The following is a 22,458-nucleotide window of genomic DNA, read 5'->3' as shown; positions in this document are numbered from 1 at the left end:
CCGCGCCGATCTGCGCGAGCTGGCGAGCAGGTCTACGGAGCGTCTTCTTTAGTCGGTCTGGATCCAGACCGCCTTGGTCTCCAGATACTCGTGCAGATGCTCGACGCCGCCCTCGCGCCCGTAGCCGGACATCTTCATGCCGCCGAACGGCACGGCCGGGTCGATGGCGTGATACATGTTGACCCAGACCGAGCCGGCCTTGACGCGGCGCGCGAGCTTGTGCGCGGTGCCGAGATTGGTGGTGAATATGCCGGCCGCGAGACCGTAAGGCGTAGCGTTGGCGCGCGCGACGACCTCATCCAGCGTGTCGAAGGGCATGGCCGAGATGACCGGCCCGAAGATCTCTTCCCGCGCGATGGTCATCTTGTCCGACACCGCGCCGAAGACGGTCGGCGCGATGAAGTTGCCGCCGTCATAGAGCTCGCCCGTCAGCCTTGAGCCGCCGGCGACCAGCCTGGCGCCTTCGTCGTTGCCGGCCTTGATGTAGCCTTCCACCTTGCCGGCCTGTCTCGCATTGATCAGCGGCCCGATCTCGGTTTCCGCCTCGATGCCGTGGCCGATGCGCAGCTTGCCGGCGAACTCGGCGACCCGGCGCACGAATTCGTCATGGATCTCGCGCGCCACGAACAGGCGTGAGCCGGCAATGCAGATCTGGCCGGAATGCACGAACACCGCCATCGCCGCGACCGGCACGGCCTTGTCGATATCGGCGTCGCGGCAGACGATGATCGGCGACTTGCCGCCAAGCTCCAGCGAGACGCGCTTGAGGTTGGCGACGCCGGCGCGGGCGATGGCCTGCCCGGTCAGCGTCGAGCCGGTGAAGACGATCTTGTTGACGTCGGGATGCTCGGCAAGCCGCGCGCCGGCCTCGGCGCCGGTTCCGGTGACGATGTTGACGACACCGTCAGGCACGCCGGCTTCCTGCATCAGCTTCGCGATCAGGAGCGGCGTCAGCGATGCATCCTCCGACGGCTTCAGCACGATGGTGCAGCCGGTCGCCAGGGCCGGCGCGATCTTCCAGATCGAGGCGGCGGTCGGGGCATTCCAGGGGATGATCGCGCCCACGACGCCGACCGGCTCGCGCCGGGTGAAGGTGACGATCTCGCCGGGGATCGAATTGTCGATCGCTTCGCCATGCAGGGCGGTCGCCATGCCGCCATAGAAGCGCAGCATGCCGATGACCCGGCGCCGGTTGGCCAGCGTGCGGGTGATCGGCAACCCCATGTCGAGCGTGTCGGAGACGCTGAGCTCTTCCCAATGTTTCTCGAACAGGTCGGCGATCCGCAAAAGCACGCATTGCCGCTCGTAAGGCGAGAATTTCGACCAGGGGCCTTCGAAGGCCGCACGCGCCGCGGCCACCGCCGCGTCGATGTCGGCGGCCGACCCGCGCGGCACGGTTGCCAGCACTTCGCCCGTCGCCGGGTTCAGCGCCTGCATCTCCTCACCGGATTGCGCCGCGACCCATTTGCCGCCAATGAACATCGGCCGGAATTCGCCATGGTAGAGCGTGGTGGCCTTCGCCCTCGGGTCGAAGTTCAGCGTCATCGTCTCCTCCTCACGAATTCCGACGCGACTATTACTCCGGCTGCCGGCGACCTCAAACAAGGAAAGCTAAAAGGGCGTTCAGATAATCGGACAACGCGCGTCTTCTCCGTCGGCAATGCATCGACAATGGAGAGCTTTGCAGCGAAGCCCGATCTGGTCCCAGTCGGTATTGGGCGGCTGCCGGTGGCACAGACCTGTGTCGGTCCGGCAGGCTAACCGGCGCCGGCCTCTTCCATCGCCCGACAGTTTTGCAAGGTGCAAGGTTGCGCCAGGCCCGGCCGGCGGTTATGCCGGTCGATATTTCCAGACGAAAGGCAGAACCGATGAAGGTCGTTTCCACCTCCAAATCGCATGGCGGTATCCAGGGTGTCTATTCCCACGCTTCCGAGGTCTGCGCCTGCGACATGACCTTCGCCGTCTTCGTGCCGCCCCAGGCCAAGGACGGGCCGCTCCCGGTCCTGTGGTACCTGTCGGGCCTCACCTGCACGCATGCCAACGTCATGGACAAGGGCGAGTACCGGCGTCTGGCATCCGAGCTTGGGCTCGTCATCGTGTGTCCCGACACCAGCCCGCGTGGACCTGATGTTCCCGACGAGAAGGACAATTGGCAGTTCGGCTGCGGCGCCGGCTTCTACCTCGATGCGACGCGGGAACCTTATGCGAAAAACTATCGCATGTATTCCTACATCACCGAGGAACTGCCGGCGCTGATTGCCGCCAACTTCCCGGTCGACATGGCACGCCAGGCCATCTTCGGCCATTCGATGGGCGGACATGGCGCGCTGACGATCGCGCTCAAGAATCCGCAACGCTACCGGAGCTGCTCGGCTTTCGCGCCGATCGTGCAACCGTCGACGGCCGGCTGGTCGCGGCCGGCCTTCGAAAAATATCTCGGGCCGGGCGAGAAGAGCTGGCGCGCCTACGACACGACGCTTCTGATCGAGGACGGCAAGCGCTATCCTGAGTTTCTCGTCGACCAGGGCACGGCCGACGGCTTCCTTGAGGATGGTCTTCGGCCATGGCTGCTCGAAGAGGCATGCAAGAAGGCAGGGATCGACCTCACCCTGCGCATGCAGGACGGCTACGACCATTCCTACAATTTCATCTCGACCTTCATGGACGATCACCTGAAGTGGCATGCCGCGCGGCTTGCGTGATTGTCGTCCGTAAAATGCGCGCCCGGCCGCCCTGGAACGGTCTATTCCGCGTCAGCCATGGCTGACAATCGGGCATTCACCTTCTGGTGAGCGCAAGAATTTCCGGTGGAACATTCGTCTTTTCGCGCTGTTACATCCAAGCAGCAGCGCGGAAAGGAGCTTCCGCTATGGACAACCCGCGATCCACGGCAAGCATAGCCGGTCATCCCATCCACCCCATGCTCGTCACCATCCCGATCGCCTGTTTCGTCGGGACCTTGCTCACCGATATCGTCTATTGGCAGACAGCCGAAATGACCTGGGCCAATTTTTCGGCCTGGCTTGTAACCGTCGGTGTCATCGTCGGTATTCTGGCCGCCATCGCGGGGCTTACCGACTTTCTTGGCGACCGCAAGATACGCGCTCAGCCGACGGCATGGCTGCATATGGCCGGCAATCTCGTCGCGCTTGTTTTGTCCTTCTTCAACATGCTCATCCACACCCGCGATGCCTGGACGTCCGTCGTGCCAACCGGGCTGATCCTGTCGGCGCTGGTGGTGATCATCCTGATCTTCACCGGCTGGCTCGGCTGGGGGCTGGTCTATCGCCATCATGTAGGAGTGGCCGATGAGACGGTCTGACAGCGCGATCAAATGGACGACCGCGGCGCTTTGCTGCGCAATGGCCGTGGGCGTTGCCGGCTGCAGCGACGACAACACCGACCCGAACACGCAGATCGGCCCGAATCCGAAACTGCCGGAGATAAACCAGTACCTGTTCCCGCCGATGCATCTGGCCTCGGTGGTCGGGTGGAAAAACGACGAAAAGCCGACCGTCGCGCAGGGCCTGCAGATCGAGGCGATGGCTAAGGGGCTTCAGCATCCGCGCTCGCTTTACGTGCTGCCCAATGGCGACATATTGGTGGTGGAATCGACGGCGCCGACCGAAGCATCGGTCAAGCGGCCCAAGGACATCGTCATGGGCTGGGTCGAGAACTGGGTCACTTCCGGCGGCGACACCGGGCCGAGCAACCGCATCACGCTGTTGCGCGACACCAATGGCGACGGCAAGCCGGACTACCAGGGCGTGTTCCTTGACCATCTCAACTCGCCCTTCGGCGTGGCGCTGGTCGGCAACGACCTTTATGTCGCCGATACGGACGCGATCGTGCGCTATCCCTATCAGCCGGGCGACACCAAGATCACGGCGCCGGGCAAGGTGCTGACGCAACTGCCGGGCGGGCCGATCGATCACCACTGGACGAAGAGTCTGGTGGCGAGTCCCGACGGTTCGCTGCTCTATGTCGGCGTCGGCTCGAACTCCAACGTTACCGAGAACGGCATCCAGGCCGAGAAGGACCGCGCCGCGATCTGGGAGATCGACCGCGCCACCGGCCGCTGGCGCATTTTCGCCAGCGGTTTGCGCAACCCCAACGGGCTGTCGTTCGAACCTGAAAGCAACGCGCTTTGGACGGTGGTCAACGAGCGCGACGAACTCGGGCCCAACCTCGTGCCGGACTACATGACCTCGGTCAAGGACGGCGCTTTCTATGGCTGGCCCTACAGCTACTACGGCCAGCATGTCGATCCGCGCGTGATGCCGCAGCGGCCGGACATGGTGGCGAAGGCCATCCCGCCGGATTACGCGCTGAGCTCGCATGTCGCGCCGCTCGGGCTTGCCTTCTACACCGCAAGCAACCTGCCGCAATCCTATCGCGGCGGCGCTTTTGTCGGCGAGCATGGCAGTTGGGACCGCTCCCGCTTCAACGGCTACAAGGTCGTCTTCGTGCCGTTCAGCGGCGGGCATCCGAACGGCATGGCGCAGGACGTCGTCACCGGCTTCCTCAACGACAAGGGCGAGGCGAGGGGCCGCCCGGTCGGCGTTGCCGTCGACAAATCCGGCGCCCTGGTGATTGCCGACGATGTCGGCAACACGGTGTGGCGGGTCACCGCCGCGGCGCCGGGATCCACGTAGGAACCTGGCTCAATCCCCGGACATCGAGCGGGCCATGTCGAGGAAGGCGCGCACGAGCTTGCCGCCGCTGCGCTCGCGCAGGCAGATCAGCGCTTCGTCCATCAGCGTCTCCGGCGCGTCGATTGTGATCGGCACCAGCCGCGAGTCGTGGCCGAACTCGGCCGCCGACACGAAACCGACGCCGGCTCCGGAGGCGACGATCTCGCGCACGGCCTCACGGCCTTCCGCTTCGATGGCGGGCTTCAGCTCGACATTCGAAGCCGCGGCGAGATCTTCCAGCTTCTTGCGCGTTTTCGAGCCGCGCTCGCGCATCACGAGCGGTTCCTGCGCGAGCTGTCCGAGTGTCAGCGATTTCCTGTCCGACAACGGGTGTTCGGCGGAGACGAAGGCGGTGATCGGCGTCGAGTTGAGTTTGAGCATCTCGAAATCGCGTCCCGCCGGCATTTCGCCGAGAACGCCTATATCGGCTTCATAGCTGTAAAGGCTGCTGATCACGGTTTCCGTGTTACCGGAGCGCACGGACACCTGGACGCCGGGGTAGCGGGCGCGAAAGGCGCCAAGGATATGCAGCAGATGGTGCGCGGCGTCGGCAACGATGCGCAACGTGCCGGAGCGCAACGCGCGCGATTCGGTCAAAAGTTCGAGCGCCTGCTGCTCGGTCTCGAACATGCGGTGGGTGATCTCGAGCAGCCTCTGGCCCTGAGTGGTCAGCGTGACCTGCTTCTTGTTCCGGTTGAACAGGAGCACGTCATATTCTTCCTCCAGCTTGCGCACCTGGTCCGAAATCGCCGGCTGGGTCAGGAAAAGCGCCTCCGCCGCACGCGAGAAGCCGCCGGAAATGGCCACCTGATGAAATGCTCTGAGTTGGACATAACGCATCCGCGTGGTTCCCGTATTGGCGCCTGAGCGTCAGGCTGTTATCATCAATCAGATCGATACATCAATACAAAATAACGATTTTACAAATATGTCCTACCCGCCGAGAATGACTGTCATATTCCGATGACAGGATCGAAGTGGGAGGGCAGCATGCTCGCTGAGATGAAACTTGCGGCGGCCAAGCCGCTGGATGGGCCGGCACTCGGCGAACCTTATCTGCTGACGCCCGGCCCGCTCACCACGGCTTACGCGGTCAAGCAGGCGATGCTGCGCGACTGGGGCTCCTGGGACGGCGATTTCCGCGCCATGACCGCCGAGCTTCGCCGCCGCCTGCTGGCGCTCATCGGCGACAGCCGTGACGAGTTCGATTGTGTGCCGATGCAGGGCAGCGGATCGTTTTGCGTCGAAGCCATGCTCGGTTCGTTCGTTCCCAGGGATGGCAAGGTGCTGGTTTTGGCCAACGGCGCCTACGGTCTGCGCGCGGCGCAAACCATGCAGTATATCGGCCGCGCCTACACGCTGATCGATAAGGGCGACTATCTGCCGCCGCGCGGCGAAGAGGTCGCGGCGGCTCTCGAGGCCGACCCCGCCATCACCCATGTCATCGCCATCCATTGCGAAACCAGTTCCGGCATCCTCAACCCGGTCGCCGAGATCTCGGAGGCTGTCTATGCCAACGGCCGCAAGCTGCTGGTCGATTCAATGAGCGCGTTCGGCGCCATCCCGCTCGACGTCAACGAGATCCGATATGAGGCGATGGTGTCGTCGGCCAACAAATGCATCGAGGGCGTGCCGGGTTTCGGCTTCGTCATCGCCCGCAAGGGCGAGCTCGAGGCCGCGAAGGGACGCAGCCATTCGCTGTCGCTCGACGTCCATGCGCAATGGGCGAACATGAACAAGACCGGGCAGTGGCGCTACACGCCGCCGACGCATGTCGTCGCGGCCTTCCTCGAGGCGCTGCGCCTGCACGAGGCGGAAGGCGGCGTCGCCGGCCGCGGCGCGCGCTATACGCTGAACCGCGACGTCGTGGTGGCCGGCATGCGCGCGCTCGGTTTCGAGACGTTGCTCAAGGATCGCTGGCTGTCGCCGATCATCGTCACCTTCTTCAGCCCTGCGCATCCGAACTTCGCCTTCGACAGGTTCTACGAACTGATGAAGGACAAGGGCTTCATCATCTATCCGGGCAAGCTCACGGTCGTGGACTCCTTCCGCATCGGCTGCATCGGCCAGATGGACGAGCATGTCATGCGCCGCGTGGTCGAAGCAGCCTCCCAGTCGCTGAACGAAATGGGCGTCGACACCGCCGCCCCGTCCCCCGCCGCTATCGCCGAGCGCGCCAAGCTCGCCGCCTGAAGGTCTTTTGAGGATTTCCGATGAACCAGATGTCTCCCGTCAACGTCATGGCCAACGGCCGTTCCTATGCCTGGCCGCGCGTGCCGGCCATCGCCATCTGCCTCGACGGCTGCGAGCCGGCCTATCTCGATGAAGCTATTCATGCCGGACTGATGCCAGCGCTCGAAAAGATCAAGAAGAAGGGCACGGTACGCTTTGCTCATTCGGTGATCCCGAGCTTCACCAACCCCAACAATCTGTCGATCGCCACCGGCCGGCCGCCAGCTGTGCACGGCATCTGCGGCAACTACCTCTACAACCCGGAGACGGGCGAGGAGGTGATGATGAACGACCCGAAGTTCCTGCGCGCGCCGACGGTGTTCCAGGCCTTCTACGATGCAGGCGCCAAGGTGGCGGTGGTGACAGCCAAGGACAAGCTCAGGGCACTGCTCGGCAAGGGACTGAAGTTCGACGACGGCCGGGCGATGTGCTTCTCGGCCGAGAGGTCCGACACCACGACAAAAGCCGAGCACGGCATCGACAACGCGTCGAAGCATTTCGGCCTGCCCGTGCCCGAGGTCTATTCCGCGGAACTTTCGGAATTCGTCTTCGCCGCCGGCGTGCAACTCCTGAAGGAATTCCGGCCGGACGTGATGTATCTTACCACCACCGACTACGTGCAGCACAAATACGCGCCGGGCGTGTCCCAGGCCAACGCCTTCTACGAGATGTTCGACAAATATCTGGCGCAGCTGGATGCGCTGGGCGCGGCGATCGTCGTCACCGCCGACCACGGCATGAAGCCGAAGCACCATGCCGACGGCTCGCCCAACGTGGTCTATGTGCAGGACCTTCTCGACGAATGGCTGGGCAGGGACGCCGCCCGTGTCATCCTGCCGATCACCGACCCCTATGTCGTGCATCATGGGGCGCTGGGCTCCTTCGCCACCGCCTACCTTCCCAAAGGCGCGGACCGCGAGGCGGTGATGGAAAAGCTGCGCAAGGTTGAGGACATCATCCTGGTGCTCGGCCGCGAGGAAGGCTGCGCCCGCTTCGAACTGCCCGAGGACCGCATGGGCGACATCATCCTGATCTCGGGCGAGAACAAGACGATCGGCACGTCCGAACACCGGCACAATCTGGCCGCGCTCGACGAGCCGCTGCGCTCGCATGGCGGGCTGACCGAGCAGGAGGTGCCCTTCATCGTCAACCGCGTGCTGCCGGACCTGCCGAACGAGCCGGTCCTGCGCAACTTCGACGCCTTCTACTACGCGACGATGGCGGCCGCGCTGGCATAGGTGGGCGCTGTCGACCCCCACTCCGCCGGGCTTCGCCCGGCACCTCTCCCCGATCGACGGGGGAGAGGAAGGGCGCCAGGGCTGTCTGCGGCTTAGCCTGCAAACGTCGGGGCGCTGACTTCGCAAGATTTCCTCTCCCCCGTCGATCGGGGGAGAGGTGGCCCGAAGGGCCGGAGCGGGGGTCGACCCCGCGACGTATCCAAGACTGGAACCAACCCATGACCCAACTCGATCCCGCCATCAAAGTCCGCCACGAACCGATGCGCATCGCCGGCGAGAAGGTCGACGCCGAGCAGAGGCTGGAAGTGCGCTTCCCCTGGAACGATACCGTCATCGGCACGGTGCCCGCGGGCGGGGCGGAGCATGCCAGGCGCGCCTTCGAGATCGCGGCTGCCTACCAGCCGAAGCTGACGCGCTACGAGCGGCAGAAGATCCTGCTCAGGACCGCCGAGCTGCTCAATGCCCGCAAGGACGAGCTGTCGGATCTCATCACGCTGGAGCTCGGCATCTCCAAGCAGGATTCGCTCTACGAAGTCGGACGTGCGTTCGACGTTTTTACGCTCAGCGGTCAGTTGGCCATCCAGGACGACGGGCAGATATTTTCCTGCGATCTCACACCGCATGGCAAGCAGCGCAAGATCTTCACCATCCGCGAGCCGCTCAACGCGATCTCGGCGATCACCCCGTTCAACCATCCGCTCAACATGGTGTCGCACAAGGTGGCGCCGGCGATCGCCACCAACAATTGCGTGGTGGTCAAGCCGACCGAGCTGACGCCGATCACCGCGCTGATGCTGGCCGACATCCTCTACGAGGCCGGTCTGCCGCCCGAAATGCTTTCGGTCGTCACCGGCTGGCCCGCCGATATCGGCGACGAGATGATCGTCAACCCCAATATCGACCTCATCACCTTCACCGGCGGCGTGCCGGTCGGCAAGATGATCGCGTCGAAGGCCGGCTACAAGCGCCAAGTGCTGGAGCTCGGCGGCAACGATCCGCTGATCATCCTCAACGATCTTTCGGACGAGGATCTGGCGAAGGCCGCCGATCTGGCTGTCGCGGGCGCCACCAAGAATTCCGGCCAGCGCTGCACGGCAGTGAAGCGCATCCTGGTGCAGGAAAAGGTGGCCGACCGTTTCGTGCCGATGGTGTTGGATCGTGCCAAGGCGATCCGCTTCGGCGATCCGCGCGACCCGGCAACGCAGCTCGGCACGGTGGTGCACGAGAAGGCTGCGGCGCTGTTCGAAAGCCGTGTCCACATGGCGGCCGAGCAAGGCGCCGAAGTGCTCTACAATCCAGGCCGCAAGGGCGCGCTGCTGCCGCCGATCGTCGTCGACCGCGTGCCGCACCAGTCCGAGCTGGTGATGGAGGAAACTTTTGGGCCGATCGTGCCGATCGTGCGCGCGCCGGACGATGACGAAGCGCTGATCGCGCTATCGAATTCGACTGCTTTCGGCCTGTCGTCGGGCGTCTGCACCAACGACTTCCGCCGCATGCAGAAATACATAACCGGCCTCAAGGTCGGCACCGTCAACATCTGGGAAGTGCCGGGATACCGCATCGAGATGAGCCCGTTCGGCGGCATCAAGGATTCGGGCAACGGCTACAAGGAAGGCGTCATCGAGGCGATGAAGAGCTACACCAACGTCAAGACCTTCTCCTTGCCTTGGTAAGTGCCGTGGCTGATACCTTCGATCTCGCGGTTGTCGGCTCCGGCATCATAGGGCTCGCCCATGCGCTTGCCGCCGCCCGGCGTGGTTTGCGTGTCGTCGTTATCGATCGCGACCAGAAGGCGAATGGTGCCTCGATCCGCAATTTCGGCCTCGTCGTCGTGACCGGGCAGGAGCCAGGGCCGTCGCGCCGGCTAGCCGAGCGCAGCCGTGCGATCTGGCTCGAGCTCGCGAACGAGGCGGGGATCGAGATCCTGCATCGCGGCAAGCTGATCGCGGCGCAGCGGCCGGAAGCGCTCGCGCTGCTCGAAACCTTCAAGTCCGGCGAGCATGGCGGCGAATGCAAGCTTCTGACCGCGCGTGAGGCGGTCGCGCAGCAGGCCGGCCTTGACGAGAAAGCAATCATCGGCGGGCTCTACAGCCCGTTCGAGTTGCGCGTGGAGTCCCGCGAGGTGCTGCCGCGGCTGGCGTCGTTCCTGGCTGAGAAGTTCCGCGTCGTGTTCCGCACCGGCGTATCGGTGACCGAGATCGCGCCGCCCTTCGTCGAAACCAGCGCGGGACGTGTCCATGCGCAAAAGGTCGTCGTCTGTCCCGGCGACGATTTCAGCTCGCTTTATCCGGAACTGATCGGCAAGCACGGCGTGCAGCGCTGCAAGCTGCAGATGCTGCGGCTGGCCGCCCCCGGTTTCCGGCTCCAGTCGGCGCTGATGTCCGATCTCAGCCTGTTGCGCTATGGCGGTTTCGCCGGCCTTCCTGAAGCCGCCGTATTGCGAAGCAAGCTGGGCGAGCAGCGCGGGGCCGCGCTGGCCAACGGCGTTCACCTGATCGTCGTGCAGAGCGCTGACGGTTCGCTGGTCGTTGGCGACTCCCATCATTATGGGCTCACGCTCGATCCATTCGGATCGGAAGCCGTCGACCAATTGATCCTCGATGAATTCAAGACATTGTTCGGCATGGTGCCGAACGTGCTTGCGCGCTGGACGGGATATTACGCTTCAGCGAAGAATGCCGTGCTGCGCGACACCCCGCATGAAGACGTGCGGCTGGTGATCGTCACCAGCGGCACCGGCGCCAGCACCGGCTTCGGGCTTGGCGAGGAGACCATAACGGAGTTGTTCGGCCAATGACGCTCATCCATACCGAAGGCGAATCCAACAAGGCCGCCGCCCGACAGGAATGGAGCGCGAGGCAGAGCCACGCGCCTTCGCAGGAGCTTTTGCGCCGCGACGCCGACGCCTTCCTGCACCAGAGCCTTTCCAGCCCCTGCGTCTCTGCCATCGCCAAGGCGGAAGGCATCTGGATCGAGGACACGGCCGGACGCCGTTACATGGATTTCCACGGCAACAGCGTCCACCATATCGGCTACGGCCATCCGCGGCTCAAGGAAGCGATCGCCAAGCAGATGGATGAATTGCCGTTCTCTCCGCGCCGCTTCACTTGCGAGCCGGCGGTCGAGCTTGCCGAGACGCTCGGCAAGCTGGCGCCGGGGGACCTCGGCAAGGTGCTGTTCACGACGGGCGGCTCCGACGCGATCGAGGTCTCGCTGAAGCTGGCGCGCGCCGCCACCGGCCGGTTCAAGACGCTGTCGTTCTGGGACGCGTTTCATGGCGCCGGTTTCGGCGCTTCCAGCGTCGGCGGCGAGGCGACCTTCCGCTCCGGCATCGCCGGGCCGCTTTTGCCCGGCGCCGAGCATGTTGCGCCCTGGGCGCCCAATAATTGCCCGTACGGCACCAATTCGCTGGAGGACTCGGCGCGCGCGTGCGCCAACATGATCGCTTACGTGCTGGGGCGCGAGGGCGATTTCGCCGCCTTCATCGCCGAGCCGATGCGCGCGACGCCGCTGGTGCCGGCGCCTGGCTTCTGGAAGGCAGTGCGCGAGGCCTGCGACCGGCACGGCACGCTGTTGATCTTCGACGAAATCCCGACCGGCCTCGGCAAGACCGGAAAATTCTTCGCCTCCGAGCATGACGGCGTGACGCCCGACATCATCGTGCTCGGCAAGTCGCTCGGCGGCGGCATCCTGCCGATCGCCTCGGTGATCGCGCGGCGCGATCTCGACGTCGCCGGCGACTATGCGATCGGCCACTACACGCATGAGAAGAACCCGGTGACGGCGCGCGCCGCGCTGACCACCATCGCCATTGTCCGCGAGGAAGGCCTGGTCGAGCGCTCGGCCGAACTTGGCGCCCATGCGCTGGCGCGTATGAACGACCTCATGCGGCGCTCGCCATTCGTCGGCGACGTCAGGGGCAGGGGGCTGATGTTCGGCGTCGAGATGGTCGAGGACAAGGCAAGCCGTGCCCCGGCGCGGGCTCTTGCCGAGCGGATCTATTATCGCTGCCTCGACCAGGGGCTGAGCTTCAAGATCAGCCAGGGCAATGTGCTGACGCTGTCGCCGCCGCTGGTGATTGCGCGCGCCGATCTCGACCGGGCGCTCGACATCGTCGAGGCCGCCGTGCTGGCGGCGTGAACCCGATGAAGGCTGTCCGCACCGACAGGGAGCTCGAATGCCCGGGGATCGACGCGGGCCTGAGGGCGCGCGGTGTCGAGCTGGTGACGTTGCCGGACGGAATTCCGGAAGCCGAGCTGATGGCGGCGGTCGCCGACGTCGACCTTATCCTGATGTGCTACACGCCGATCACCGCGCGGGTCATCGAGGCGGCGCCCAGACTCAAGGGCATCGTCAAATACGGCGTCGGCATCGACGCCATCGATATCCAGGCGGCGACGCGGCGCGGCATTCCGGTCGTCAATGTTCCCGAATATGCCGAGGAGACGGTGGCCGAGGGCGCCTTCGCGTTGATGATCGCGCTGGCGAAACGGCTGCCGGCGATTACGGCCGCTGTCTCGCGCGACGGCTGGATCTGGCCCGAGCAGCGCTGGCTCGGACGCGACATTGCCGGATCGACGCTAGGCCTGGTGGGCTGCGGCAAGATCGGCCGCAGCATGGCGCGCATGGCGGGGCAGGGGTTTCGGGCGCGGGTGCTCGGCTTCGATCCGGGCATCGACGCTGCGACGATGCAAGATGCAGGGATCGAGAAGATCGACGATTTGCATGCCATGCTCGGCGCCTGCGATTTCGTGTCGATCCACTGCGTCCTGAACGAGCAGACACGCGGCCTGATCGGCGGCCGAGAACTCGCCTGTATGAAGCCTTCGGCCATCCTCATCAACGTCTCGCGCGGGGCGCTGATCGACGAGGCAGCGCTTGTCGAAGCGATCGTTGCCGGACGCATCGCCGCAGCCGGGCTCGACGTCTACTCGCTGGAGCCGCTGGCCAGGTCCGGCCATCCGATGAGCGCGCTTTTCGATCGCGACAATGTGATCCTGTTTCCGCACCTCACCTTCTTCACGCATGAGGCGATGCGCCGGCTTGAGGATGACACTTTGGCCCGCTGTTTCGAGGTGCTCGAAGGTCGGCCGGTAACGATCCGCTCGCGCGACCCGCGCTTGCGCGCGCAGACGACGGGCGTCGAATTTCGCTGAAGAATCCGTCATTTCCGTGAGGTATCGCAACCAGGAGTGCAGGAGAACACGCCTGCAACGGCCATGCGACAGTTCCGTGACAAATATCAGCAGAGACTTGCCAGTCATAAAATAAATAGATTTTACTTATCGATCGGCGACCCTCAAAGTTGACACAACGACGACATGCACCAGCGCTACTGAGCCCTTGGCGGGCCGACCAACGCCATCACGAGTGCGTCGCAGATTGTGCCTTTCAATCAAAGGGGAACTGACCATGAAATCGCGAAATCTCACCGTAGCTCTGGCCTTTACCGCGGCACTGTTGGGCTCGTCGGCGCTCATCGCGCCGGCCTTCGCCGACGGCGTCGTCACCATCTACTCGGCCGATGGCCTGCATGACGGCAATGGCAGCTGGTACGAGACCGAGTTCGCCGCCTTCACCAAGGCCACCGGCATCACCGTGCAGTATATCGAGGGCGGTTCGGGCGGCGTCGTCGAACGCGTGGCCAAGGAGAAGTCGAACCCGCAGGCCGACGTTCTCGTCACGCTGCCGCCCTTCATCCAGCGTGCCGCAGCCGACGGCTTGCTGCAGGATTTCAAGCCCGAAGGCTCCGACCAGATCGATGGCGGCACCGACAAGTACCGGCCGCTGGTCAACAACTACATGAACTTCATCTACAACAGCGCCGTGCTGTCGGAAGCGCCGAAGAGCTACAACGACCTGCTCGATCCGAAATTCAAGGGCAAGATCCAGTATTCGACGCCCGGCCAGGCCGGCGACGGCACCGCTGTCATGCTTGAGATCATCCACGCCTTCGGCGGCGAGGACGCCGGCTTCGAATTCATGAAGAAGCTGCAGGACAACAATGTCGGCCCGTCCGCCTCGACCGGCAAGCTGACCGCGTTGGTCAACAAGGGCGAGTTGCATGTCGCCAATGGCGACCTGCAGATGAACATGTCGCAGATGGCCGACAACCCGAACATCAAGGTGTTCTGGCCCGCGGGCCCGGACGGCACCCACTCCACCTTCGCGCTGCCCTATGAGATCGGCCTGGTCACCGGCGCGCCCAACAGCGACAACGGCAAGAAGCTGATTGAGTTCCTGCTCTCCAAGGAAGCGCAGTCGACGGTAAGCTCGGTCGCGCTCGGCATGCCGGCCCGCAAGGACGTGAAGCCGGACGACACCAATTTCGCCAAGGCGCAGGAGGCGATGAAGGGCGTGACCATCTGGGCGCCGAACTGGGACGATGCGCTCACCAAGCTGCCCGACTACGTCAAGAAGTGGAACGAAGCGACGGGAAGTTGATCTTCTGGTGGGCAAATCCGGAGGAGCAGCCATGTCGGTGCCCGCTTTCACGGGAAGCAATGTCATGGACGTCGACGCCGCGAAAATTCGCGGCGCCGGCTCCAATGTCCACTTCGACAAGGTCAGTGTCGCCTATGGCGGGCATGTCGTGCTGCATCCGCTGACGCTCGACATCGCGCCTGGCGAGATCCTGGCGATGATCGGGCCCTCCGGCTCCGGCAAGACGACGGCGCTCCGGGCCGTCGCCGGCTTCGTCCGGCCGGCCAGCGGCCGCATCCGCATCGGCGCCACCGACGTGACCGATCTCCCGCCCTATGAGCGCGGGCTCGGCATGGTGGTGCAGAATTACGCGTTGTTTCCGCATATGCGGGTCGAAGACAACGTCGCCTTTGGTCTGAGAGCCCAAGGCGCCGACAAGGCGCTGGTTGCCGAGCGCGTCAAGGACTCGCTTGCGACCGTCGGCATGTCGGGCTTTGCCAAACGCTATCCGCGCGAGCTTTCCGGCGGCCAGCAGCAGCGTGTCGCCATCGCGCGGGCGCTTGCGGTCAGGCCGCGCGTGCTCCTGCTCGACGAGCCGCTTTCGGCGCTGGACGCGCAGATCAGGCGCAACATGGTCGAGGAGATCGCCAAGCTGCATCGCGACCTGCCTGGACTGACGATTCTCTATGTCACCCACGACCAGACCGAAGCGCTGACGCTTGCCGACAAGATCGCCATCATGCGCGACGGCCGGGTGTCCTCGCACGGGCCGACGGGGGAACTTTACCGCCGACCGCCGAACCGCTTCACGGCCGAGTTCCTCGGCCGCGCGAATCTTTTGCCGGTGACCGTCGCGGAAGGCGCCGGGCCGAAGGGACTGGCCAAGGCGAAGCTCGGCGATGCCGTGCTTGCGGGCGCCGCGCGCGGCGAAAAGCCCGGCGACAAGACCTTGCTCTGCATCAGGCCACAGCATCTGAGCCTCACCGGCGACGAGGAACACACCAACCGGATCGTCGGCACGCTGAAGGAAGTGCACTGGCAGGGCGAACTCACCCATCTGGTGCTCGATGTCGACGGCACGCCGGTGCGCGTCTCGGCGACCAGGCTGCCGGTGAGCCTGCCGGAGCGCGGCTCGGCGATGCCGCTGTTCTTCACGCCCGGCGACACCTCGCTCGTTCCGGAAGACGTCCGTGGCTGACGCGGCCGTCATTCCCGCGCAGATAACCAGAAAGGTGCCCGGCCGGCTCTGGATCGTGCCGCCGGCGGCGCTGCTGGCGCTGCTGTTCTTCTATCCGTTGGTGCTGATCGTCCAGCAGGCTTTTACCGACGACAGCGGCATGGCCAATGTCGCCGAATTCGTGCGTGTGCTGCATGCGCGCTTCTTCCTCAACGCGCTCATCAACACCATCACCATTTCGGTCGCCGCGACCGCCGGATGCCTTATCGTCGGGCTGGTGTTGGGACTGATCCTCGCCTTCGTGCCGTTTCCCGGCAGCGGCGTGATCGCCCGGCTGATCGACACCTTCATCGCCTTGCCGACCTTCCTGGTGACGCTTGCCTTCACCTTCCTCTACGGCTCGGCCGGTATGCTCAACGCCGGGCTGATGGAAGTGTTCTCGCTGCAGGCGTCGCCCGTCAACTTCCTCTACTCGACCTGGGGCGTGGTCCTGGCCGAGGTCACCGTCTACTCGCCCTTCGTGCTGCGTCCGCTGCTCGCCGCGTTTTCGCTGGTCGATCGCGGCCAGATCGAAGCGGCGAGCGTGCTTGGCGCGCGGCCGTTCCGCATCGTTCGCCAGGTCATTCTGCCCGCCGCCGTTCCGGCGCTGATTGCCGGCGGCAGCCTCTGCCTTTTGTTGACGGTCAACGAATTCGGCATCGTGCTGTTCATCGGCGCCAAGGGCGTCATCACTTTGCCGCTGCTCATCTACAGCAAGGCCATCCAGGAATCGGCCTATCAGATCGCCTGCATCATCGCCGTCATCAACATCGCGCTGTCGCTCGGGCTGTTCGGCCTCTACCGGTTCGCCGCCGGCCGGCTGGGAGCATAAAGATGCTGGTCTGGTCGCGCCCCGGTCGCATGCTGATCTGGACAGTCTTCGCGCTGTTGTTCGGCGTCTTGTTCCTGGCTCCGCTCGCCGTCATCCTGCTCTCCAGCCTGGCCGACCAGTGGAACGGCGTGCTGCCGAGCGGACTGACGGTCGAGCACTACAGCGATGTCATGCAGGGCGCCGCGTGGAAAGCGGTGCAGGCCAGTCTGATCACCGGCTGTCTTGCCAGCGCGCTGGCCCTGGTCAGCGGCACCTGGGCGGCGCTCGCGCTGCGTGTCCAGGACGCCACGCTGGCGAGAGTGCTCGGGCTTTTGTTCTTCATCCCAAGCGCGGTGCCTTCGGTGTCCGTGGGTCTCGGCTTGCTGGTTGCCTTCAGCCATCCGCCGCTGCTGCTCAACGGTACGATCGCCATCGTCATGGTCGCGCATTTCGTGCTGATCTCGGCCTTCACCTTCGGCAATGTCTCGGCCGGGCTGGCGCGGCTTTCGCCGGACTTCGAGCAAGTGGCGTCGAGCCTCGGGGCGCGTCCTGCGTACCGACTCTGGCATGTCACGCTGCCATTGCTCACGCCTTACCTGGTCGCCGCCTTCGGCTTGAGCTTCGCGCTGTCGATGGGCGAGCTCGGCGCGACGGTGATGGTTTATCCGCCGGGCTGGGTGACGCTGCCGGTATCGATCTTCAGCCTGACCGATCGCGGCGACGTCTTCGCGGGCGCGGCGCTGACCATGGTGCTCGTCGCCGTGACGCTGTTGCTGCTGCTCGGGCTGGAGCGGCTGACCGGACGCCAGACGCGATAGCGCCTTGTTTCGACGCAATTCCGGACGGAAGGCTACGGCGAAGCCGCCGAGCCTGACCGCGTCACACTTTTCTTGGAATTGCCTTTAGCCCACCGGCTTCTGCAGCACGTCGAACTGCGGATTGGTTTCCGAAAAGATCGGCAAGGCCGCGGCGCCGAGGACGGACGTGTCCTTTCCCGCGGCGCCCACCACGACGCGTGGCGCGACGCGGGCTCTGGTCGAGCTCACCGAGAGATGGAGCGGTTCGAGCCGGCCGGCCAGCGCCTCGATCACAGGCAGCGGCATGAAGCCGCCGAGCACGACGGTCTCGGGATCGAGCGCCATTTCCAGGATATCGATCGCCTGCCGCAGCGGATCGACCGCCTCGGCGAGCCAGGCTTCGAACCGGCTGTCGCCCTTTGCCAAAAGCTCTTCCAGCAGGTCGGGAGAAGCATGGTCGGGATCCGGCAGGTCGAGCTTGTCATAGGCAGCGCGCAGCGAGACGTAGCGCTCGAGGCAGCCGCGCTTGCCGCAATCGCAGGGCAGGCCGCCTGGCTTGACGATGATGTGGCCGATCTCGCCGGCATTGTGGCGAGAGCCCTTGTAGAGATGGCCGTCGAGGAAAAGGCCGGCGCCGAGGCCCGTCCCGATGAAGAGATAGACAAAGCTGCCGAGCTTGCGTGCAACGCCATAAAGCCGCTCGCCGATGGCTGCCGCCGTGGCGTCATTCTCGACGGTGACGGTGATGCCTGTGAGCCGTTCCAGTTCGTCGGCGACCGGAAAGTCGTGCCAGCCGGGAAGGGCCGTCGGGCCGACCGAAGTCATGCCTTCGACGCCGAACGGCCCGGGCATCGCCATGCCGGCGCCAAGCAGTCTTGTCCGGTCCAGTCGGCAGGTTGCGATCAGGTCGCTTGAGATCGCGGCAAGCAGGGGCATGGCCTCAGTGGGAGTCGGCCGGTCGACATGTCTCTCGATGCGCGCGCGCACGGCGCCGGAAAGATCTGTGACGACGCCAACGGCTAGCTGGTGGTCGAGCTGCAGGCCGATCGAATAACCGCCATCCGGGTTGATGGAGTAGGGAACGGCGGGCTGGCCGCGCGCGCCTTTCAGCGTTGCTTCAGGACGCAGCAGCCCGGCCGCTTCCAATTCCTCGACGATGTTGGAGATGGTCTGCGACGACAGCGCTGTCAGCCTGGCGATCGCGGCCCGCGACAGCGCGCCGTTGACGCGGATCGCTTCGATCACAACGCGCCGATTGTGCGATTTCGCCTGCTCGAGATTTGTGCCGGAGATGGCTTTTTTGAGGGTCATGCGGTCGTTACCAGTCACGGAAACTGTAGATTGCTACTTTAGAAAATCAAGTTGATTTAATTATATCGACGCTGAGTAATTGGCCAAAAGCCTCAGCCAACCCGCAGGCTCGCAGCCGAAATATCGGAATTTGGTGGTGATGAACATGCTGGCGCGGCGTGGTCGTAAGTCCTGAGCCTAGATTGTTTTACGCAATTCCGGACGGAAAACCGCTTCGCACTTTTCCTGGAATTGCTTTGACCCGCGACCAATTGGGCAGGAACGATCTCGCGGCTGACGCATTTTGCTTCGCGTCAGCAGTCGAGGGACCCGATGCGCATAGCCCATGTCGCGCCGCTCTACGAATCCGTGCCGCCGAAACTTTATGGCGGCACCGAGCGGATCGTCTTCTACATCACCGAAGCACTCGTCGAGCTCGGGCATGACGTCACGCTGTTCGCGAGCGGCGACAGCGAGACATCGGCGCGACTGGTGCCAGGTCGCGACCAGGCGATCCGCCTCGACCGGCGGCCGAAGAAATCGGAAATCGCCGCGCATCTGGCGATGCTCGCCGATGTTCGTGAGCGCGCCGGCGAGTTCGACGTCATCCATTTCCATCTCAGCCACTTCCTGCATTTTCCGTTTTTCGAAGAGACCGCGGGTCGCACGGTGACGACGCCGCATGGCCGGCTCGACTATGTCGACCTGGCGCCGGCCTACCAACGTTTCCCGCGTTTCCCGATGATCTCGATTTCACAAAGCCAGAAGCGCGGTTTGCCGGATGCGAATTGGCTCGCCACGATCCATCACGGATTGCCGCTCGATGCCTATCAGCCGACTTATCAGCCGCAAGCGGAAGAGCCGTATCTGGCCTTCCTCGGACGCCTGTCCCGCGACAAGCGGCCGGACCGCGCCATCGAGATCGCGCGGCGGTCCGGGTTGAAGTTGAAGCTGGCGGCCAAGATCGGCGACGACGACCGCGCTTATTTCCGTGACAACATCGAGGCGCTCATCGATGGCGACCGCATCGACTATGTCGGTGAGATCACGGAAGACGAGAAGGCCGAATTCCTGGGCAACGCGGCAGGCCTGCTGTTCCCCATCGACTGGCCGGAACCGTTCGGCCTCGTCGCGATCGAGGCCATGGCCTGCGGCACGCCGGTGATCGCCTGGAACAACGGCGCCCTGCCGGAGATCGTCGACAATGGCGTCACCGGCTTCGTCGTGGCCAATGTCGAGGATGCGGTCGCATCTATGCCCGCGCTTCTCGAACTCGACCGACGGCAGGTGAGGGCAGTCTTCGAGAAAAGGTTCTCGGCGACAAGAATGGCGCGCGACTACCTTTCTGCCTATATGCGTCTGACCGGCATGCCGGAGGCCAAGGCCTCCTGACCTTGGATGATTTCAGGTCTGTTCGACCTGAAATCTGAATCCGGCACTAAATCAAAGAGATAGAGCATGATGTCGTCCGAAAACCGCTTCACACTTTTCGGCATCATGCTCTAGGGTGGGGCAACCGAAAGAGGTGACGAATGACGGAGCTCGACGAGCGCAAGCTCGATCCTGCCGTGGCCCTTTCCTCGCTCGACGAGACGGCGCCGCGAGAACCGCACCGGCTTTTTGCTCTCAAGCAGGGCGACTGCTTCGCCGTCGCCGACGCCTATGGCGACATCAGGGGCGCCGGCGACGGCTTCTTCCGCGATGACACGCGCGTGCTGTCCGAATTCCGGCTGACCATCGGCGGCAGGCCGATGTCGCTGCTCGGCGCATCGCTCAGCCAGGACAATGTGCTGTTCACGTCCAACCTGACCAACCTGCCTATTCAAAGCGCTGCCGGCCGCGATATGCCGCAGGGCGCGATCCATATCGAGCGCGTCAGGCTGATCTGGCAGGACAGGCTGTTCGAGCGCATCACGCTTTCCAACTACAGCCGCGAGCATTCCACCATCACCGCCTCGCTGCATTTCGCCGCCGACTTTCGCGACATGTTCGAGGTGCGCGGCTCCACCCGGATGAAGCGGGGCACCACGCATATCGCCAAGACCGACAAGACCTCGGTCCTGCTCGGCTATGATGGCCTGGACGGTTTGCCGCGACTTTCGGCAATCTCCTTTTCGCAGGCGCCAGACCAGTTGAGCGACAATCGCGCCGATTTCCTCATCGCCGTGACCAAGCGCAGTCAAAAGGTGCTTTACGTCGAGGTCGGCCCCGCGGTCGCCGACGCGCCCGATCGCGACCGCTTCCGCGCCGCGGCGGCGCGCGCGCGGTTCGGCATGCGCGCCAAGCGCAGGCACGGCGCCACGGTGCACAGCTCGGGGCGCGTGTTCAACGATTGGGTCGAGCGCGCCCGCGCCGATGTGGCGCTGCTCACCACCGAGCTTTCGACCGGGCCTTATCCCTATGCCGGCATCCCGTGGTTTTCGACCGCGTTCGGCCGCGACGGCGTGATCTCGAGCCTGCAGATGCTTTGGCTCAATCCCGGACTGGCGCGCGGCGTGCTGGCTTTTCTGGCCGAGCACCAGGCGACGGAGACTTCGCCCTTCAGCGATTCCCAGCCCGGCAAGATCATGCACGAGACACGCAAGGGCGAGATGGCGGCGCTGCGCGAGCTTCCCTTCGGCCGCTATTACGGCGGTGTCGACACCACGCCGCTCTATATCCATCTGGCTTCCGCCTATGCCGACCGCACCGGCGACATGGCCTTCATCGACAAGCTTTGGCCCTCGCTGAAGGCTGCCGCCGAATGGACAGAGGAGGCGAGCCGCGCCACCGGCTTCGTCACCTACCAGCGCGCCGCCGAGTCCGGCCTCGCCAACCAGGGGTGGAAGGACAGCTTCGATTCGGTCTTCCACGCCGACGGCCGCATCCCCAAGGGGCCGATCGCACTGGTCGAGGTGCAAGGCTATGTCTTTGCCGCCTTTCGCGGCCTGGCGGCGCTCGCGCGCCGCCGCGGCGAATTCGCGGATGCCGAGCACTGGGAAAACCGCGCCGAGGAAATGCGGGTCGCCGTGGAACGCGATTTCTGGCTGGACGACCTGAATTTCTACGCCTTGGCCATCGATGGCGAAGGCCAGCCCTGCAAGGTTCGAACGACAAATGCCGGGCACCTGCTTTTCGTCGGGCTGCCGCAGCCCGAGCGCGCCAGGCTGGTCGCCGACCAGTTGCTGTCGGCCGCCTTCCATTCCGGCTGGGGACTGCGGACGCTCGCCGACGACGCGGTGTTCTTCAACCCGATGTCCTACCACAACGGCTCGATCTGGCCGCACGATACCGCGCTTTGCGGCGTGGGCCTCGCCCGCTACGGCGAACGCGACAGCGTGGTGCGGCTGATGAGCGGTACTTTCGAATCGGCCGTGCATTTCAATATGCGGCTGCCTGAATTGTTCTGCGGCTTCGCCCGGGCGCCGGGCGAAGCGCCAATCGCCTATCCGGTGGCCTGCCTGCCGCAGGCCTGGTCGGCAGGCTCCACCTTCATGCTGATGCAGGCCTGTCTGGGCCTGGAAATCGATGGCTGGGAAGGCGAATTGCATGTCACGCGCCCAAGGCTGCCGATCGGTATCGATACTCTCATGCTCCGGCATCTGAGCGTCGGGGACAAGGTCGTCGACTTGACCTTCCAGCGGGTAGGCGACCGTGTCGCCGCCTTCCTTTCCGATCGTCATGAAGGCCAGGTGCCGCTTATCGTGCGGACTTAGAAGAAGGCGTCGCAAGCCCGCGTTCAACAATCGAAAAATGTCGGAACCCCTGGCCGGTTCGT

The 22,458-nt window shown here is 64.4% G+C and carries 18 protein-coding genes; 15 read left to right on the top strand and 3 right to left on the bottom strand.

Annotated elements, in window-relative coordinates:
- Positions 1–48: 48 nt before the first annotated feature.
- Positions 49–1,545 (bottom strand): aldehyde dehydrogenase family protein, encoded by a 1,497-nt coding sequence (locus FJW07_RS09015; protein ID WP_140855887.1) that lies wholly within the window; start codon positions 1,543–1,545, stop codon positions 49–51.
- Positions 1,546–1,868: 323 nt separating this feature from the next.
- On the opposite strand from FJW07_RS09015, the gene fghA reads away from it, so the two are divergent.
- The 3 genes from fghA to FJW07_RS09000 all read left to right on the top strand — a co-directional run bounded on the left by fghA (position 1,869) and on the right by FJW07_RS09000 (position 4,655).
- Positions 1,869–2,702 (top strand): S-formylglutathione hydrolase, encoded by an 834-nt coding sequence (gene fghA / locus FJW07_RS09010; RefSeq protein ID WP_140855885.1) that lies wholly within the window; start codon positions 1,869–1,871, stop codon positions 2,700–2,702.
- 167 nt (positions 2,703–2,869) lie between these two features.
- Positions 2,870–3,322 carry a DUF2231 domain-containing protein gene (locus FJW07_RS09005; protein ID WP_140640197.1) on the top strand — a complete coding sequence of 151 codons (453 nt, stop codon included), beginning with the start codon at positions 2,870–2,872 and terminating at the stop codon, positions 3,320–3,322.
- Positions 3,323–3,362: 40 nt separating this feature from the next.
- On the top strand, positions 3,363–4,655 hold the full coding sequence (locus tag FJW07_RS09000) for a sorbosone dehydrogenase family protein (RefSeq protein ID WP_246680729.1): 1,293 nt from the start codon (positions 3,363–3,365) through the stop codon (positions 4,653–4,655).
- A gap of 9 nt (positions 4,656–4,664) precedes the next feature.
- Here the strand turns inward: FJW07_RS09000 and FJW07_RS08995 are convergent, their stop codons facing one another.
- Positions 4,665–5,534 carry a LysR substrate-binding domain-containing protein gene (locus FJW07_RS08995; RefSeq protein WP_140651273.1) on the bottom strand — a complete coding sequence of 290 codons (870 nt, stop codon included), beginning with the start codon at positions 5,532–5,534 and terminating at the stop codon, positions 4,665–4,667.
- Positions 5,535–5,684: 150 nt separating this feature from the next.
- On the opposite strand from FJW07_RS08995, the gene FJW07_RS08990 reads away from it, so the two are divergent.
- The 10 genes from FJW07_RS08990 (at position 5,685) to FJW07_RS08945 (ending at position 17,432) form a co-directional block, all read left to right on the top strand.
- Positions 5,685–6,887, top strand: coding sequence for a 2-aminoethylphosphonate--pyruvate transaminase (locus FJW07_RS08990; protein WP_140855882.1), 1,203 nt, complete (start codon positions 5,685–5,687; stop codon positions 6,885–6,887).
- Between the two features lie 20 nt (positions 6,888–6,907).
- Positions 6,908–8,164: a phosphonoacetate hydrolase gene (gene phnA, locus FJW07_RS08985; RefSeq protein WP_140855880.1), complete on the top strand. Its 1,257-nt coding sequence runs from the start codon at positions 6,908–6,910 to the stop codon at positions 8,162–8,164.
- Positions 8,165–8,382: 218 nt separating this feature from the next.
- Positions 8,383–9,837: a phosphonoacetaldehyde dehydrogenase gene (gene phnY / locus FJW07_RS08980; protein ID WP_140855878.1), complete on the top strand. Its 1,455-nt coding sequence runs from the start codon at positions 8,383–8,385 to the stop codon at positions 9,835–9,837.
- A 5-nt stretch (positions 9,838–9,842) separates the two neighbouring features.
- Positions 9,843–10,961 carry a TIGR03364 family FAD-dependent oxidoreductase gene (locus FJW07_RS08975; RefSeq protein ID WP_140855876.1) on the top strand — a complete coding sequence of 373 codons (1,119 nt, stop codon included), beginning with the start codon at positions 9,843–9,845 and terminating at the stop codon, positions 10,959–10,961.
- Positions 10,958–12,304, top strand: a complete 1,347-nt coding sequence (locus FJW07_RS08970; RefSeq protein WP_140855875.1) for an aspartate aminotransferase family protein — start codon at positions 10,958–10,960, stop codon at positions 12,302–12,304. The genes FJW07_RS08975 and FJW07_RS08970 overlap by 4 nt, the downstream gene beginning before the upstream one ends.
- Before the next feature lie 5 nt (positions 12,305–12,309).
- Positions 12,310–13,320: an NAD(P)-dependent oxidoreductase gene (locus FJW07_RS08965; RefSeq protein ID WP_140855873.1), complete on the top strand. Its 1,011-nt coding sequence runs from the start codon at positions 12,310–12,312 to the stop codon at positions 13,318–13,320.
- Between the two features lie 256 nt (positions 13,321–13,576).
- Complete coding sequence (locus tag FJW07_RS08960; RefSeq protein WP_140855871.1) at positions 13,577–14,608, top strand: 2-aminoethylphosphonate ABC transporter substrate-binding protein; 1,032 nt, start codon at positions 13,577–13,579, stop codon at positions 14,606–14,608.
- A 31-nt stretch (positions 14,609–14,639) separates the two neighbouring features.
- On the top strand, positions 14,640–15,785 hold the full coding sequence (locus tag FJW07_RS08955; RefSeq protein WP_140855869.1) for an ATP-binding cassette domain-containing protein: 1,146 nt from the start codon (positions 14,640–14,642) through the stop codon (positions 15,783–15,785).
- The gene (locus tag FJW07_RS08950) at positions 15,778–16,635 is read left to right on the top strand and encodes a 2-aminoethylphosphonate ABC transporter permease subunit (RefSeq protein ID WP_140855867.1); all 858 of its coding nucleotides are present in this window, start codon (positions 15,778–15,780) and stop codon (positions 16,633–16,635) included. The genes FJW07_RS08955 and FJW07_RS08950 overlap by 8 nt, the downstream gene beginning before the upstream one ends.
- A 2-nt stretch (positions 16,636–16,637) precedes the next feature.
- Positions 16,638–17,432, top strand: a complete 795-nt coding sequence (locus tag FJW07_RS08945; RefSeq protein WP_140783614.1) for an ABC transporter permease subunit — start codon at positions 16,638–16,640, stop codon at positions 17,430–17,432.
- Positions 17,433–17,516: 84 nt separating this feature from the next.
- Here FJW07_RS08945 and FJW07_RS08940 read toward each other — a convergent pair whose 3' ends face one another.
- Positions 17,517–18,722, bottom strand: coding sequence for an ROK family transcriptional regulator (locus FJW07_RS08940; RefSeq protein WP_140706630.1), 1,206 nt, complete (start codon positions 18,720–18,722; stop codon positions 17,517–17,519).
- Between the two features lie 312 nt (positions 18,723–19,034).
- On the opposite strand from FJW07_RS08940, the gene FJW07_RS08935 reads away from it, so the two are divergent.
- Positions 19,035–20,093: a glycosyltransferase family 4 protein gene (locus tag FJW07_RS08935; protein ID WP_140855865.1), complete on the top strand. Its 1,059-nt coding sequence runs from the start codon at positions 19,035–19,037 to the stop codon at positions 20,091–20,093.
- A gap of 140 nt (positions 20,094–20,233) precedes the next feature.
- A complete protein-coding gene (locus tag FJW07_RS08930) occupies positions 20,234–22,396 on the top strand; it encodes an amylo-alpha-1,6-glucosidase (protein ID WP_140855864.1) in 2,163 nt (720 codons plus the stop codon).
- The last annotated feature ends 62 nt before the right edge of the window (positions 22,397–22,458 follow it).

Source organism: Mesorhizobium sp. B3-1-9 (assembly GCF_006439595.1).
In the GTDB taxonomy this organism is placed as follows: domain Bacteria; phylum Pseudomonadota; class Alphaproteobacteria; order Rhizobiales; family Rhizobiaceae; genus Mesorhizobium.
Note: the sequence above shows the minus strand (reverse complement) of the source record. Positions and strands in the feature narration are given on the sequence as shown.